The sequence below is a fragment of the Methylobacterium sp. 142-1Y genome, assembly GCF_057747795.1.
In genome coordinates this window covers 2055048-2069255 of record NZ_CM173224.1, presented here as the reverse complement: position 1 = coordinate 2069255, position 14208 = coordinate 2055048, and the positions used below count along the sequence as shown (strand labels likewise).

Below are 14208 nucleotides of genomic sequence, written 5' to 3'. Positions count from 1 at the left end.
TCGCGCTCGGGCGGCGAGCGGGTTACTGAACGAGGACCGCCCCGCCACACCGGGTGCCCGTGACGGCGACATCTGCGGAGCCGAGCTGGACCCCGGCGACGGTGAGGATGGAGGCCAGGACGGTGTCGATCGGCGCTGCCGCCGCGCTCAGGGCGGCGGAGACCACGGTCCTCAGGTCGACCAGGCCCGGCAGCCCGAGGCCGTTGACTTGCAGGTCGATATTCGTGAGCAGGGATGCCGTCAGGGACGAGGCGATGGTGTTGGTCGAGACGGTTCTCACCCGTCCGGCCCGGATGTCGCTGTCGGTGAACGTCACGGATTGTGTCGAGGAGCCGAGCTGCAGGGCTGCGGCCCCGGTGACCGTGACGAGGGGTGCCTCCAGGATCGTCGTCGGCACGAGGCTGGGGCGGGGCGAGCCGAGATCGAGTGCGCCGGGCGGAGCCTGGCCGACCGCGAGGTATGCGACGCCGGTCGCGACGTCGAGTTTGACGCTCCGCTCGCCGACGGCGTTCCACGGGCAGGTGACCCCCTTCAGGACGGTGCGCGCCGGCGCAAGCTCGACGTAGACCGGAAGGTACAGGCTGGCGAGGGCGAGTGGTCCGGGAATCCAGAACTCGACGAGAACCCGTTGCTGGGCGGCGCTCAGGCTGCCGCCGAGGCCCACGAACCCGGACGTGCGCCACGCCTCGCCGACGCGCATCGTCACCCGGGTGCGTGCGAGACCCGGGAGCGTGGCGCCGAGATCGAGGCTGACCTGATTGGCCGAGTTCGCCAGGAGGGCGGTCCCGGTGATCAGGTCGAGGGCATTCACCCAGAGCGCCTCGCCGGTCTGCGAGACGGGGGAGGCGCCGAGTTCGCCCGCCGTCAGCAGCCCGGCCAGGCGAATGGAAGCGCCGGCGCCGCTCAAGGCCGCCGTCAGGGCATTCAGGGACGACCGGGAGGACGCAGTCGCGCCACCCGGCTCGGCCGCCGTCAGGATCAGCGCCATGACATCGGCGATCGGCAGGCTGCTCTTCAGGACGTCGTCATACGTGCCGGCCTGGAGGTTCAGCCGGGACGCCGCCCCGCGCAGGAGGCCGAGCGCATCGACCCTCAGACTGGCCAGGGCGCGGTAATCCATGATCGTGAAGGAGACGGCGGTACCGAGCAGGCGCGACAGCAGGGCGTTGGCGATGCCGCCATCGACTCCGACGAGGCGCGATCCGAGGCCGAACGCCGCGAGATCCGCCCGCATCGCCGTGGCCTCGCCGGACACCGTGAAGCTTGCCGGTCCGCCCACGATCCGCGCGAAGGCCGTCCGCACGGTGCTGGCGACGCGGACCCGGGTCGCATTCGGCGCTTGTCCGGCCGGGGTGAACCGATCGGCCGCTGGCACCGCGCGGTCCGCCAGATAGGTGCCGGCTGCGATGGCCAGTCCGTCCGCGGTGCGGTATCCGTTGTCGAACAGCGACCGGGACGCGGCGATGGGGCTGTTGCCGGCCCGCGCCGCCGCGAGTGCTGCAAGATCGACCGCGGACTGGACCCGACGTTTCTCGAGATAGACCTGACCGAGATCGATCCCGAGACCGGCGAAGCCGCAAAGGATCGTCGCCAGGATGGCGACGAGGGGTGCGATCGATCCCGTCCGATCGACGCCGAAGCGCCGGCGCGGCGTGCCCGCCATCATAGCCCGCCCCTCCGGATGCTGGCCGAGCGCGAGAGGGTCTGTGGGAACGGCACCACCGGGGGCAGCAGGTTGAGCAAGGTCGTCTTGAGATCGTACCGCAGCGTCACGGTGAAGAGATCGGGATCGTCCGGGTCCGGCTTGGCGTCGACGACGAGGGCATCCGTTCGGAGCAGCCCGCTTCCTGCAATGCTTCGTTGTGCGGCGGCCGTCGCGAGCATGGCGCGCTCGGTCGGGTCGAGCCCGGCGACGGCCGCGCGCGCGGCTTCACCGGCCGCATTCTGTAGACTATGGGCGGTGCCGATAAAGCTTCCGAAGGCGACGATTCCGAGCAGGATCGCCAGTAATGCAGGGGCAAGGATCGCGAACTCGACCGCGGCCGAACCCGACCGGTGATGGACGAACCGCGTCGGCGAAAGGCGGGAGAGAGGCATTGGCAACCCCGGGTTGATCAACCTGAGATTGATTGCAATATAAGAAAGTTACGCGAAAGTTAACATCGGTCGACAGTTCGCCGATCGTATCGGGCTTGATATTTTCCGTCGTATAACGACGACGTACCAGTTGCGGACATAATCTCGATCGATTTAATATTATTCCATAGAACGAACGGCAATTTTATATGTTAAAAATCGCGAGATTGAGATTTTTATTCGTATTTCAAGATACAAACAAAAATTTCAACAACTGCATCTTAAATATAGACAAAATCATCATCGAGAGAATCAGTTGAGACATTGAATTTGATCGATCGGGATCGAAACGGGCTGGCCGGCGCTACGCGCGTGCGAGGGCGGAATGGTGTCCCGCTGCAGCGACGTCGCATGCCCGCCGAACCTCGCCGTGCGAACGCCGCCGTCTCTCGGTCGTGGCGCAGACGGTTCGCAGCGCCTCGGTCATTCGATCCCGCCGGTTCCGTGCGGCAGCCGGATGGCGAAGGTCGAGCCCGGCTCGGTCCCATGCGTCTCCGCCGTGGCCTGCCCGCCATGCAGCTCGGCGATGCGCTTGACGATCGAGAGCCCCAGGCCCGTCGAGCCTTCTCCGGCGGTGGGCTTGGCCGAGAGGCGCTGGAAGCGGCCGAACAGGCGGCCGATATCCTCCGGCGACAGGCCTGGCCCGTGGTCGCGCACCGCGTAGACGGTCTCGTCGGCTTCACGCGTCACCGTGACGACGATCTCGGCGCCGGCCGGCGAATACTTGATGGCGTTCGAGATCAGGTTGTCCATCGCCTCGCGCAGGCGCTCGGCGTCGCCGTGGAGCGTGAGGCCGGCGGCGATCTCCGAGCGCAGGGTTTGGCCCTTGGTCTCGGCCAAAGGCGCGTTGGCCTGCGACACCTCGCGGGCGAGGCCGGCGAAATCCACCGGCTCGCGCCGGACCACGATGTCGAGCGCGTCGTTCATCGCATCGGCGATCAGGGTCTCGATCATGCCGGTGAGGCGGCGCGCCGTCTCGCGGATATGGCCGATCTGGGCGTGCATCGCTTCCGTGGGCGGCGGCCTCGCCTCGATCATGTCGCCCAGCATCTCGGTCCGGCCGAGGATCACCGCGAGCGGGTTCTTCAGGTCGTGGGCGACGGTGCCGAGGATCTCGGTCTTGAGCTGATTGGCGCGGCGCAGGTCCGAGCGCTGCATGGCGAGCCGCCGGTTGGCCCGCATCAATTCGCCGGTGCGCTCCACCACCCGCTGTTCCAGGCCGATATTGGCCCGCTGCAATTGCTCGTAGAGGATCACGTTGTCGAAGGCGACCGACAGGCGCGAGGTGAACAGGCCGATGAGCGCCCGGTCTGTCTCCGAGAGCGAGCGGTCGGCCTTCAGCAGGGCGACGATCTCGCTGCCGCTGGCGGTGTGGACGTAGAGGGTCGACCAGCGGTCGCCGAAGGTGTGGCGCCGCTCCGCGAAGGCGCGGGCGACGATCTCGCGCACGTCGTTGTCGAGGGGGCGCTGCCCGTCGCCGGCGAGGTGCTGGTAGCAGCCGGAGCCCGCGAGCACGCTCACCGCATCCTGCGGGCCGGATTGCTCGCGCAGGACCAGGATGCCCTCGCAGGCGACGTTGAGGAGCGAGGAGACCTGGGTCAGCACGCCCTCGGCCAGCCGCTGCATCGACTTGTAGTCGAGCAGCATCGGGGCGGCGTCGATGATGATCTCGAGCCCGCGCCGCGTCTCCTCCAGCCGCTTGAGCTGCTGGTAGGCGCGCAACGCCGCGGTCAGGCTGGTGAACAGCTTGTCGGCGGTGAGCTCGGTCTTCGCCTTGTAGTCGTTGATGTCGTAATCGACGATGACGCGCCGCTCCGGCGCCTGGCCGGGCTGCCCGGTGCGCAGGATGATGCGCACCGTGTCGTCCTTCAGCTCGCGCCGCACGAAGTCGACGAGCCGCAGGCCCGCATCGTCGGTCTCCATCACCACGTCGAGCAGGATCACCGCCATGCCGCGCCGGGCCGAGAGCAGGGTCCTGGCCTCCGCCGCCGAATAGGCGGAGATGAGTTCGAGCCCCGCCCCGTCGAGGCCGTAGCCGGACAGTGCGAATCGGGTGCCCTCGTGCACGGCGGGATCGTCGTCCACCACCATGACCGGCCAGGCGGCCGCTTGCAGGTCCTCGCCGGGCTCGTCGTCCGGCAGGAGGAAGAGGATGTCGTCGTCGCTCATCGACCGTCCGTTGAGGGCCTGCGCGGACCGGTTGGCAAGGCGCCGCGCGTTATCCTGGCGGGCCCGAGCCGTCAGGACAAGATCACACCCGACGATCCGCACCGCTTGCCCCGACCGGCCCGGTCCCGCGCCGCCGGCGGAGTGTCGGAATCTCGATGCGACGACACGGCGACGGCGGCAGGCCGCGAACGGCACGGCATGACGTCTTGTGCGCGAGAGCACATCCCGCGCGGCGATCGTCGCCACGTAATGCTCGTGCAACAGAGCCCGCCTACAAGCACCGCGCTTGCAGACAAGGGAGGCACGCCATGCTTCACGTGGTCCCGGGACATGTCGGCGCGACCGCCGCCCCGCTGCCGGACGCACCCTGGCAGCGGGATCTCGATGCCCTGAACGCGCTCCTGCAGGATTCCCGCCCGCGCGGCCCGAGCCGGGCCCAGATCGCCGCCTTGATCGAGGCCGAGGCACCCGGCGCCCTCTCGGCCGCCTCCCGCGCCCGGCTCGCCGGACGGTTGGCCGATATCCTCGCCTGAACCGGATCCTCGCCCGGGATCCGTCTTTTCCGGGGATGGCGGGCCGATCCCCGCGCCCCGACGAACTGAGGACAATCTCGGTGCAGTGCCCCGGCTCCCGGTGCGGCACGTGGACGGAAAGCGTCCGGCACGGCATTGTCGTCGCCAGCGCCCCCGTGATGTCGGGGCCGCTGCGGCACGGGGGCGCAGGATGGTGGCGAGGCGGGGATGCGGGCGGGCTGCCCGTCCGGGGGCGACGGGATGACGAGCCTCGCCCCGCACGTCGTCGTGGTCGACGACGAGCCCGATGCCCGCGCCATGGTGGGCGACTACCTGCGGATGCACGGTTTCGAGGTCAGCCTGTGCGACGGCGGCCGCGCGCTGCGGCGGCGCCTCGCCGAGGTCGCCCCGGACCTGATCGTCCTCGACCTCAACATGCCGGAGGAGGATGGGCTCTCGATCGTGCGCGATCTCAAGGGCCGCTCGACGATCCCCATCATCATGCTCACCGCCACTGCGAGCCCGATCGACCGGGTGGTCGGCCTCGAACTCGGGGCCGACGACTATCTGCCCAAGCCCTGCGAACTGCGCGAACTCGTCGCCCGCATCCGCTCGGTGCTGCGCCGGGCAGCGCAGGCGAAGAGCGCCCCGCCGGAGGAGGGCAGGCAGGAGAAGGAGACCAGGCCGGACGACCGACAGGAGAACGGCGTCCGTTTCGGCCGGATGATCGTCGATACCGAGACCCTGCGCCTGCGCGACGAAGCCGGCACCGAGCAGATCCTGACCCGGTCCGAATACGGCCTGCTGAAGGCCTTCCTGGACAACCCCAAGCGCGTGCTGACCCGCGAGCGCCTGCTCGATCTCGCCGATGCCCGCGACCCCGACGCCTTCGACCGGGCGATCGACGTCCGCATCAACCGCATCCGCAAGAAGGTCGAGCCCGACCCGGCCAATCCTCGTTTCATCAAGACCGTCAGGGGCATGGGCTACGTCTTCAGGCCCGACGGCGATTGAGGGCGGGGCAGCCCCGCGGGCAGGGGGGCTTGATGAATCGCCGGTGCCTCTCCAGGCTATTCCGGATGAACGCCGTCGTGCGCCATGCGGTGGAGAGAGTTTCGTCCGCCCGCCGCCGCTGCCGAGGAGAAGGTCGTTGTCGTCCAGCCCCGCTCCCACCCTGTCCGGCGCCGATCCGGTCGCCGGCATCGTCGATCCGGTCTGGCGGCGGCTGCGCCAGGAGGCCGAGGCCGTCATGCACGACGAGCCGCGCCTGGCCTCGTTCCTGTTCGCCAGCGTGCTCAACCACGCCACCCTCGAATCGGCGGTGGCTCACCGCGTCGCCTCGCGGCTCGGCCACCCGGCGCTGACCGCTGACCTGATCGCCCAGGCCTTCGGCGAGGCGGTGGCGGACGATCCCGGCATCGGCCAGGCCTTCCGGGCCGATATCGGCGCGGTGATCGACCGCGATCCGGCCGCCGGCCGGGCGATCGAGCCGGTCCTTTACTTCAAGGGCTTCCACGCCATCCAGGCCCACCGCCTGGGCCACTGGCTCTGGACCCGCGGCCGGCGCGACCTGGCGCTCTACCTCCAGAGCCGCTCCTCCGAGGTGTTCCAGACCGACATCCACCCGGCGGCGCGGATCGGCCGCGGCATCTTCCTCGACCACGCCACCGGCCTCGTCGTCGGTTCGACGGCGGTGATCGAGGACGAGGTCTCGATGCTGCACGACGTCACCCTCGGCGGCACCGGCAAGCACGGCGGCGACCGCCACCCCAAGATCCGCCACGGCGTGATGATCGGCGCCGGGGCCAAGATCCTCGGCAACATCGAGGTCGGGGCCTGCGCCCGGGTCGCCGCCGGCTCGGTGGTGCTTCAGGCGGTGCCGCCCTGCACCACGGTGGTGGGCGTGCCGGCGCGGGTGGTCGGCTCGGCCGGCTGCTCGGACCCGGCCCGCGCGATGAACCAGTTCATCAACGCGATGGACGGGATCTGACGGCCGGGCGCGCAGGGCGCCTTGCCCGTCAGGCCCCGCCGTGGCAAGGCGGGGGCCTGCCGCCCCCCGAGACGCTCCTGCGGCGCAAGTTCCTACGGCGCAAGTTCCTGCGGCAAGGGAATCGCCCGTGGACAGACCCCGCGGTCCGCCCGGCGGGGAGGGGGCATCGTCGCATCCCGTGCCGGCGGCGCGGGGTCCTCGTTGAAGGCGGCAGTGCCCGCGCCCGCTCCGGCGCGGTCGCTGCGACGCCCAAGCACGTGAAGAGGCCAGCGTGAACAAGACCGAGATGACGAAGGTGGAAGGCTATCTCCGCCGCACTTTCGCCAACCACAACATCCGGCTCGTCGCCCGTCCCAAGAAGACGGATTCGGCCGAGGTCTATATCGGTGAGGAATTTCTCGGCGTGCTGTCGGTCGACGACGAGGACGGCGACCGCTCGTTCAACTTCTCGATGGCGATCCTCGACACCGATCTGGACGAGTAGTCCAAAGCTTTACGGGCTGGGGCCGAACAGACGCTCCAGCCCGGCAAGACCGGCGCTCCAGGAGGGCAGCCGGTCGGTCGAGAAACGCAGGCGCAAGCTCAAGGACCCGACCCGGATCTCGCTGAGGCAGGCGGCGTCGGGCTCCGGTACGGCGCCGGTCGTGCAGCGCGCCGCGAAGCGGCTGCCCTCGCCCTGCGCGAGGTACAGATCCTCGCCCTCGAACGGCGTGCCGGTCCGGAAGCGCCGGCGCATCAGGCCCTCGCCGAACGGTTGCGCCTCGGCGGTGAGGAACCGGGCGTAGCGCCGGGCCGGGCTCAGCGGCGCCTCGGTCTCCGGGGCCCGCGTGGCGGTCACCCGCATCAGGCCGGGCAGAGCGCTGCCGGTCAGTTCGCTCCACGGGATCGCCAGGTCGATCCGCTCCGGCGTCGCCTCGGCGGCGGCAGCGGGCCGTACGAACCAGGCGGCCGGCAGCACGAGGGGACGGGGCGCGAGGTTCGCCACCACCACCGGGCCGGCCGGAACCGGCGGACGGGCGAGCCAGGCGGCGAGGACACCCGTGAGGGCGAGCGTGCCGGCGAGCCCGAGGGCTGCCGCGAGGATCAGGCGCCGGTCGGACGGATGGCGGGCGACGGGCGGGACCGCGGACCGACCGGTCCGCGCCGCACGCATCACATCCCGTTCGAGTTGCGCGACAGTGGCGCTCAGTGCAGGCCCCATGGCGCCCGCCTCCGATTCGTTCGATTCGAGGCCCGGACCGGGCCTATCCCCGAACGTTCGGCTCCGATCGTTAACGGCTCCTTACCGAAACCCGGTCACGGGGCGGATTTCTGTGGCGCGACCGCCCCATGCCGAGGAGAATCACACAAAGGGCGAGGAGAATCCCGCAACGGGATCGGCCTCAAAGACCTGTGGATAACGAAAAATTAACCATAATCGAAAATCGCGTCTGGCGCAGGGTGGGACGAACGCGCTTGCCGGAGTTTAACCTCCCATGAACCTCTCGCCCTCCGCTCTCGAGAACCTGCAGACCCTGGTGCTCGGCCTCGCTTTCGCCGGCCTCCTGGCGAGCGCCTTCGAATGGGCGACGGCGCGGCGTGCGAGCTTCGGCCTCCTGTCCGGCGGCGGCATCGTGGCGCTCGCCTCCCTGCCGATCCTCGCCTTCGGAGCCCCGTTCATCATCCTGCGCAACACCGTGCGCGGCCGGCGGATCGAGCGGCGGCCGGTGCCGTTCGTGATGCTGGCGACGATGCTGGCCTGCGGCTGGAGCCTGGTCTCGGGCCGGGTCGTGCTCGACCTCGCCCATCTGGTGTCGGGCGCCTGAGAGCCCTGCCTCGCAGGCCGGGTCCGCATTCGCCCGCGCGTGGCGCGTGTTGACCTAGCGGAAGCGCCGTTCTTTCTCGCACGCAGCCCTCGATACCGGGATGCGTGCCGTGCCGATCGCCCTTCTCCTCCTGCTCGTGAATGTCGGCCTCGCGGTCCATGCCGCGAAGACCGGGCGGTTCTCGCCCTGGGGCTGGATCATCGTTCTCCTGCCGCCCCTCGGCGGCATCGCCTACATCCTGGTCGAGCTGCTGCCGAACCTCCTCGGCTCGCCCCGCGGCGAGAGGACCCGGCGCGCGATCGCCCACAGCGTGAACCCGGAGAGGACCTACCGCGCCTTGCGCGACCAACTCGCGGAGGCTGACACGGTCGCCAACCGGGCGCGCTTCGCCGAGGAATGCGCGGCGCTCGGCAAGTGGCAGGAGGCCTGGGAGCAGTAGGGCGAGATCGTCCAGCGGCCGAATGGCGGCGAGCCGGTCTTCCATCTCGCCCGGGCCGAGGCCGATCTGGCGCTCGGCCGTCCGGCGGAGGCCTTGGCCGGCCTCGATGCGCTGAAAGTTCGGGAGCCCGATTACGACTCTCCGCGCGGGCCCATGCTCCATGCCCGCGCCCTGGCGGCTGTCGGCCGCACCGAGGAGGCGATCGACGCGTTCGAGACGATCTCGCGGCACGATCACGCTTACGAGGCACGCGCCCGGCTCGCTTCCGTGCTGGCCGAGGCGGGCCGCCCGGAAGAGGCGCGGCGCGATGCGCAGGAGATCCTGGACTCCTTACGCCGCGCCCCCGCGCATGTGCGCAAGCTCCAGGCGGAATGGGGCCGCCTCGCCGAGAACGTCCTGCGCCGGACCTGAGCGGCTCCGGCCCGGATCAGCGATTCGCGGTCGCGACCGGCGAGGCGACGCCGTTCAGCGCCACCCAGGCGAGGCCGTCCTGGCCCTCGCGCTTCACGTAGGTGTAGCCGGTGCGCTGCCAGGGCAGGATCATGTTGGTCTTGTTGTCGAGGATGTAGTCGCCCCGGTCGGTGCGGACCATCAGCACGGCGTGCCCCTCGCCGATCTCGTCGATCACCACGGTCATCCGCAGGGCGCGGCGGGCGACGCCGCGTTCCACCAGCATCCGGCGCTTGAGGAGCTGGTAATCCTCGCAATCGCCCATGCCGTCATCGGGAAAGTCCCAGCGGTCGACCACGCCCCAATGATCCTGGTCGATCATCGGCCGGATGCGGCCGTTGACGCGCCGGTTCACCGCCGTGAGCGTGCGCCAGAGGGCCGGCGTCATCGTCAGGGTGGTGGGCTCCCTGGTGTCGACGGCGCATTCCGCCGGGTAGCGGTTGCAGAAATCGGTCCAGGCGCTCACGGGCTTGGCCGTGCCGCCGCGCTCGATCGCCGCGCTGGCATCGGGCAGGGCGGCCAGGGTCTGGGTCTGCCCCTGCGTCGTGGCGCCGCCGATGAGCAGCAGCGTGCCGAGAAGTCCGAGCTGCGCCGCCCGGATGCCGCGCTTCAGGAGGCCCTGGCGATCGACATGCCGCGCATCGACATGGCCCGCCCGGCCGAGGCCGTCCAACACTGCCCGCATCGCCCCATCGACTCTTCGCTTGGTTCTTGCATCCAAGCTGCCACGGGGCCGGACGGCGCTCAACCGAAAAATTTAAACCCTGGTAAACGGCCCTGCCGCACTTTGGTTCCAATTCGATACGCAGATTCTTCGGCTGATTCGGCGGTTCACCGGTTGGCGGTGACGGTGGGAGCGGTGGCGCCGCCGAGCGATACCCAGGCGGTGGCGTCCTGCGATTCGCGCTTGATGTAGGTGTAGCCGGTCTTGTGCCACGGCAGCACGGCGCTGGTCTTGTTGTCGAGGACCAGATCGCCGCGGTCGGTGCGCAGCATCAGCACGGCGTGGCCCTCGCCCTTCTCGTCGATCACCACGGTCATCCGCATCGCCCGGCGCGGCAGGCCGGCCTGGGCGAGCAGCTTGCGCTTGAGGAGCTGGAAATCCTCGCAATCGCCCGAGCCGTCCTCGGCCAAGTCCCAGCGGTCCGGCACGCCCCAATGCTCCTGGTCGGTCACGGCGCGGAGCGAGGTGTTCACCTGGCGGTTGATGCCGGTGACGGTCTGCCACAGCCGCGGGGTCAGCGTCACCTGGGCCGGCTCGCTCACGTCGACCGCGCATTCGGAGGCGTAGCGGGCGCAGAACTCGACCCAGCCGACGATCGGCCGGGCATGGCCGAGATCCGGGGCGCCGGCGCTCGGCATCGGCAGGGCGGCCAGGGTCTGGGCCGCCGCCTCGTCGGCCTGGCCCGTCACGAACGCCGCCGAGAGCATCGCCACGCCGACCAGAACCCGCTTCACCTGGTGCCCGAAACCCGTGGTCATCTGCGCCATCCCCTTCGTTACGAAGGAGAATGGCCCCCGACCTGCTCGGCGGCGCTGAAATGGATAGGCGCAATTTTATCGATCTGGCCGCCGGGGCGAGGCCCCGGTGGACAGGGCCAAGACCTCGCTCAACTGATCCGGCGAATGTGCCGGATCACGTTAGGGCGGCGAATACCTTAACCGGACGTTCCGGGCTGGATCGGCGCCTGGTACGACAGGCCCATGTCCCACGGGAAGTAGATCCAGGTGTCCTGGCTCACCTCCGTGACGAAGGTGTCGACCAGCGGACGCCCGGCGGGCTTGGCGTAGACGGTGGCGAAATGGGCCTCAGGCAGCATGGCGCGCACCACCTGGGCGGTCTTGCCGGTGTCGGTCAGGTCGTCGAGGACGAGCACGCCGCGGCCCTGGCCGTCGCCGATGGCGCGGATGCTCGGAGCCACGTCCTTGAGCACCTTGAGGGCGCCCTGCTCCTGGTAATCGTGGTAGCTCGCCACGCAGACCGTCTCGACGAGCCGGATGCCGAGCTCGCGCGAGACGATCGCCGCCGGCACCAGCCCGCCGCGGGTGATGCAGACGATGGCCTCGAACGGGCCGGCGCTGGCGAGCCGCCAGGCCAGCGCCCGGGCGTCGCGGTGGAACTGGTCCCAGGAAACCGGAAAAGCCTTGTCGCTCGGGGCAGCCATCGTATCCTCAGTTCCGTTCGGCTTGCAGGCGCGAGACCAGCGCCTCGATCTCGGTGCGCGCAGCAGTCAGCGCCTCGGGCTCGCGCCCGCGCACGACGATCTGGTTGCGAAAACCCGCCGGCGTCATCGACGGGTAGGAGCCGATCGAGACGCCCGGATGGGACTTGGCGATGGAAGCGAGCCCTTCGGCGTAGCCGCCCTCCGGCAGGTTGCCTGCCTCGATCGTCTCGGCGGTCACGCGCGCGCCCGTCTTCAGCCGCGGGGCGACCGAATCGAGCATCGCCTGCATGATCGAGGGCACGCCCGCCATCACGATCACGTTCTCGATCATGAAGCCCGGCGCCTTCGAGATCGGGTTCTCGATCAGCTCGGCCCCGAACGGGATGCGGGCCATGCGCAGGCGGGCCTCGTTGAGATCCTCCGGCTTGATCCGCTCGAGCAGCATCGCCCGCGCCCGCGGATCGACGTCGATCCCGACGCCGAGGGCTTCGGCCACGCAATCGGCCGTGATATCGTCGTGGGTCGGCCCGATGCCGCCGGTGGTGAACAGGTAGGTGTAGCGGGCGCGTAAGCCGTTCACCGCCGCCACGATCTCCTCGGCCACGTCCGGCACCACCCGCACCTCGCGCAGGTCGATGCCCGAATGGGTCAGGTACTCGGCGATGTAGCCGATGTTCTTGTCCTTGGTGCGTCCGGACAGGATCTCGTCGCCGATGACCAGGATGGCGGCCGTGACCGGGGCGGGGCTGGCGTCAGGCATCTGGGATCCTCGTGACCGTCCCGCGACCGGGGGCGATAGGGTTGACGCCCGCCTTATCGCGGCCTCCCCCGCGGCTCAAGCGTGACACCCCGGCCCGCGCCGGTTAAGCGCCGGGAATGCCCATCGAAATCCCCGTCTCATGCGCTTCCCCGGCCCGCTGACCGAGGGGCGCCTCGTGCGCCGCTACAAGCGCTTCCTCGCCGATATCGAGCTCGCCGACGGTTCGCTCGTCACCGCGCATTGCGCCAATCCGGGGGCGATGCTCGGCCTGGTCGCGCCCGGCCGGCCGGTGCTGCTCTCGGCCTCCACCAATCCGGCCCGCAAGCTCGCCTGGTCGTGGGAGCTGGTCGAGGCGGATCTGCCCGGCGGGCCGCAATGGGTCGGCATCAACACCGCGCGGCCGAACGCCCTGGTGGCCGAGGCGTTTCACGAAGGGCGCCTGAAGCCGCTTGCCGGCGCCACGTCCTGGCGGGCGGAGGTGGCCTATGGCCGGGCGAGCCGCGTCGATTTCCTCGCCGGCGATGCCGCCGGTCCGATCCATGTCGAGGTAAAGAACTGCCACCTGATGCGGGAGCCGGGCCTCGCCGAGTTCCCCGATTGCGTCGCCGCCCGCAGCGCCCGTCATATGGACGAGCTCGCCGAGGTCGTTCGTCTCGGCGGTCGCGCCCTGGTGATCTGGGTGGTGCAGATGCGGGCCGAGCGGTTCGCCGTCGCGGGCGACCTCGATCCGGGCTTTGCCGCCGCGTTCCGGCATGCACGTGAGGCCGGCGTGGCGGCTCACGCCTTCGTCTGCCGGGTCGATCGCAGCGAGGTGACGATCGGGGAGGAAATCCCGATCGTCGAGTGAGGTTCTACCAGCGCCCGGGTCCGGGCTCGTCGTCCCAGTGCCGGTGGCGATGCCAGGGCGGCGGGCCGCCCCAGCGCGGGCCATCGCGAAAACCGCCGTCCCGATACCCTGGACTCTCGTCGCAGACCCGCACCCGGCGTACCACCTCCTCGCCGTAAGGGTCGATGCGGCGCTTCACGAAGGTCCGGCAGGATTCGGGACCCTGCACGATGCGCGGTGGGACAGGGGCAAGGGAGTGGGCGAGGGGAGGAGAATGGGCAAGGGGAGGCGGAGGCGGCGGGGCCCGCCACTCGCTCCGTCCCTCGAAGCGGGGTGGCGGCTCATCGTCGAGATCGGCGGCAGCGACCGGGCCCGCGAGGGCGAGGAGCGCCAGGGCGCCGAGGGCGAGGCGGGTCGTGCGTGAGGAACGCGCGGTCATGGCGGACGATCCCTGTCCGGCTCGTGGCCGGTGGACGGGGCCGGTGAAGGCCGGCATGAGGGCATCCTCGCGGCCCGGCGTTGAACCGCGGCTGAAGCCGCCGTTGCCGGACTGACAGGATTGTCGGACACTCCGTCGGCCAACCTGCGCGGCGGTCCCGCACGCTCCACCCGCCCGAGCGAAGCCGGCCTCCCCATCGCGAACGCGATGGCACAGCCATCACGGCGACGGCGTGGCAATCGCCGAGCGATCGATCGGAAACCCCGGACAGGATCCGGAAGAGGCAGCGGCATGAGCGGTCCTGCGCCTGATTCCGGTCGGGATTCTCGCGATGGCCCCGCGATGGCATCTGCCCGACCGGTGGCGGACAGCGGTGACGGACGAGGCGGCGCACGGGAAGGCAAGACGGGATCGCGCGAATGCTAAGCAGACTTGCGTTGGCAGGCCAACGCTTCGTCCGCTTAGATCCTTGTTTTATCGCAGATTTTTTCCGCAAAACCGGCGGCCACTTTTGCGA

General features: G+C 69.8%; 17 protein-coding genes and 1 pseudogene. 9 read left to right on the top strand and 9 right to left on the bottom strand.

What is annotated here, in order from left to right; translation table 11 throughout:
* Positions 1–22 precede the first annotated feature (22 nt).
* The 3 genes from AC3AOF_RS09490 to AC3AOF_RS09480 form a co-directional block, all read right to left on the bottom strand.
* Positions 23–1666 (bottom strand): pilus assembly protein TadG-related protein, encoded by a 1644-nt coding sequence (locus tag AC3AOF_RS09490; protein WP_236992171.1) that lies wholly within the window; start codon positions 1664–1666, stop codon positions 23–25.
* Positions 1663–2097, bottom strand: coding sequence for a TadE/TadG family type IV pilus assembly protein (locus tag AC3AOF_RS09485; protein ID WP_236992170.1), 435 nt, complete (start codon positions 2095–2097; stop codon positions 1663–1665). Before AC3AOF_RS09485 ends, AC3AOF_RS09490 begins: the two co-directional genes overlap by 4 nt.
* Before the next feature lie 462 nt (positions 2098–2559).
* Entirely contained in the window at positions 2560–4305 is a 1746-nt protein-coding gene (locus AC3AOF_RS09480; protein ID WP_488348330.1) for an ATP-binding response regulator, read from the bottom strand.
* A gap of 308 nt (positions 4306–4613) precedes the next feature.
* Between AC3AOF_RS09480 and AC3AOF_RS09475 the strand changes: the two genes are divergently transcribed.
* The 4 genes from AC3AOF_RS09475 (at position 4614) to AC3AOF_RS09460 (ending at position 7291) form a co-directional block, all read left to right on the top strand.
* Positions 4614–4838: a hypothetical protein gene (locus tag AC3AOF_RS09475; protein ID WP_488348329.1), complete on the top strand. Its 225-nt coding sequence runs from the start codon at positions 4614–4616 to the stop codon at positions 4836–4838.
* A 240-nt stretch (positions 4839–5078) separates the two neighbouring features.
* Positions 5079–5831, top strand: coding sequence for a response regulator (locus AC3AOF_RS09470; protein WP_488348328.1), 753 nt, complete (start codon positions 5079–5081; stop codon positions 5829–5831).
* Between the two features lie 136 nt (positions 5832–5967).
* The gene (gene cysE / locus AC3AOF_RS09465; protein ID WP_236992166.1) at positions 5968–6807 is read left to right on the top strand and encodes a serine O-acetyltransferase; all 840 of its coding nucleotides are present in this window, start codon (positions 5968–5970) and stop codon (positions 6805–6807) included.
* 286 nt (positions 6808–7093) lie between these two features.
* Positions 7094–7291, top strand: a complete 198-nt coding sequence (locus tag AC3AOF_RS09460; protein WP_206289771.1) for a DUF3126 family protein — start codon at positions 7094–7096, stop codon at positions 7289–7291.
* A gap of 9 nt (positions 7292–7300) precedes the next feature.
* Here AC3AOF_RS09460 and AC3AOF_RS09455 read toward each other — a convergent pair whose 3' ends face one another.
* Positions 7301–7960, bottom strand: a complete 660-nt coding sequence (locus AC3AOF_RS09455; RefSeq protein ID WP_488348327.1) for a hypothetical protein — start codon at positions 7958–7960, stop codon at positions 7301–7303.
* Between the two features lie 322 nt (positions 7961–8282).
* Between AC3AOF_RS09455 and AC3AOF_RS09450 the strand changes: the two genes are divergently transcribed.
* The 4 genes and pseudogenes from AC3AOF_RS09450 (at position 8283) to AC3AOF_RS09435 (ending at position 9462) form a co-directional block, all read left to right on the top strand.
* A complete protein-coding gene (locus AC3AOF_RS09450) occupies positions 8283–8612 on the top strand; it encodes a DUF6949 family protein (RefSeq protein ID WP_236992164.1) in 330 nt (109 codons plus the stop codon).
* Positions 8613–8721: 109 nt separating this feature from the next.
* Positions 8722–9051, top strand: coding sequence for a hypothetical protein (locus tag AC3AOF_RS09445; protein WP_488348326.1), 330 nt, complete (start codon positions 8722–8724; stop codon positions 9049–9051).
* 6 nt (positions 9052–9057) lie between these two features.
* Positions 9058–9120, top strand: a pseudogene (locus tag AC3AOF_RS09440) (hypothetical protein); the annotation flags it as partial.
* Positions 9121–9144: 24 nt separating this feature from the next.
* Positions 9145–9462 (top strand): tetratricopeptide repeat protein, encoded by a 318-nt coding sequence (locus AC3AOF_RS09435; protein WP_488348325.1) that lies wholly within the window; start codon positions 9145–9147, stop codon positions 9460–9462.
* Between the two features lie 16 nt (positions 9463–9478).
* On the opposite strand, the gene AC3AOF_RS09430 is transcribed toward AC3AOF_RS09435, so the two are convergent.
* The 4 genes from AC3AOF_RS09430 to AC3AOF_RS09415 all read right to left on the bottom strand — a co-directional run bounded on the left by AC3AOF_RS09430 (position 9479) and on the right by AC3AOF_RS09415 (position 12426).
* Positions 9479–10186 (bottom strand): transglutaminase-like cysteine peptidase, encoded by a 708-nt coding sequence (locus AC3AOF_RS09430; protein WP_488348324.1) that lies wholly within the window; start codon positions 10184–10186, stop codon positions 9479–9481.
* A gap of 146 nt (positions 10187–10332) precedes the next feature.
* On the bottom strand, positions 10333–10983 hold the full coding sequence (locus AC3AOF_RS09425; protein WP_236992161.1) for a transglutaminase-like cysteine peptidase: 651 nt from the start codon (positions 10981–10983) through the stop codon (positions 10333–10335).
* Positions 10984–11159: 176 nt separating this feature from the next.
* Positions 11160–11666 carry a xanthine phosphoribosyltransferase gene (gpt, locus tag AC3AOF_RS09420; RefSeq protein ID WP_236992160.1) on the bottom strand — a complete coding sequence of 169 codons (507 nt, stop codon included), beginning with the start codon at positions 11664–11666 and terminating at the stop codon, positions 11160–11162.
* Positions 11667–11673: 7 nt separating this feature from the next.
* Entirely contained in the window at positions 11674–12426 is a 753-nt protein-coding gene (locus AC3AOF_RS09415) for a competence/damage-inducible protein A (RefSeq protein WP_488348323.1), read from the bottom strand.
* Between the two features lie 139 nt (positions 12427–12565).
* Between AC3AOF_RS09415 and sfsA the strand changes: the two genes are divergently transcribed.
* Complete coding sequence (sfsA, locus tag AC3AOF_RS09410) at positions 12566–13273, top strand: DNA/RNA nuclease SfsA (protein ID WP_236992158.1); 708 nt, start codon at positions 12566–12568, stop codon at positions 13271–13273.
* A 4-nt stretch (positions 13274–13277) separates the two neighbouring features.
* Here the strand turns inward: sfsA and AC3AOF_RS09405 are convergent, their stop codons facing one another.
* Positions 13278–13691, bottom strand: coding sequence for a hypothetical protein (locus AC3AOF_RS09405; protein ID WP_488348322.1), 414 nt, complete (start codon positions 13689–13691; stop codon positions 13278–13280).
* Positions 13692–14208 lie beyond the last annotated feature (517 nt).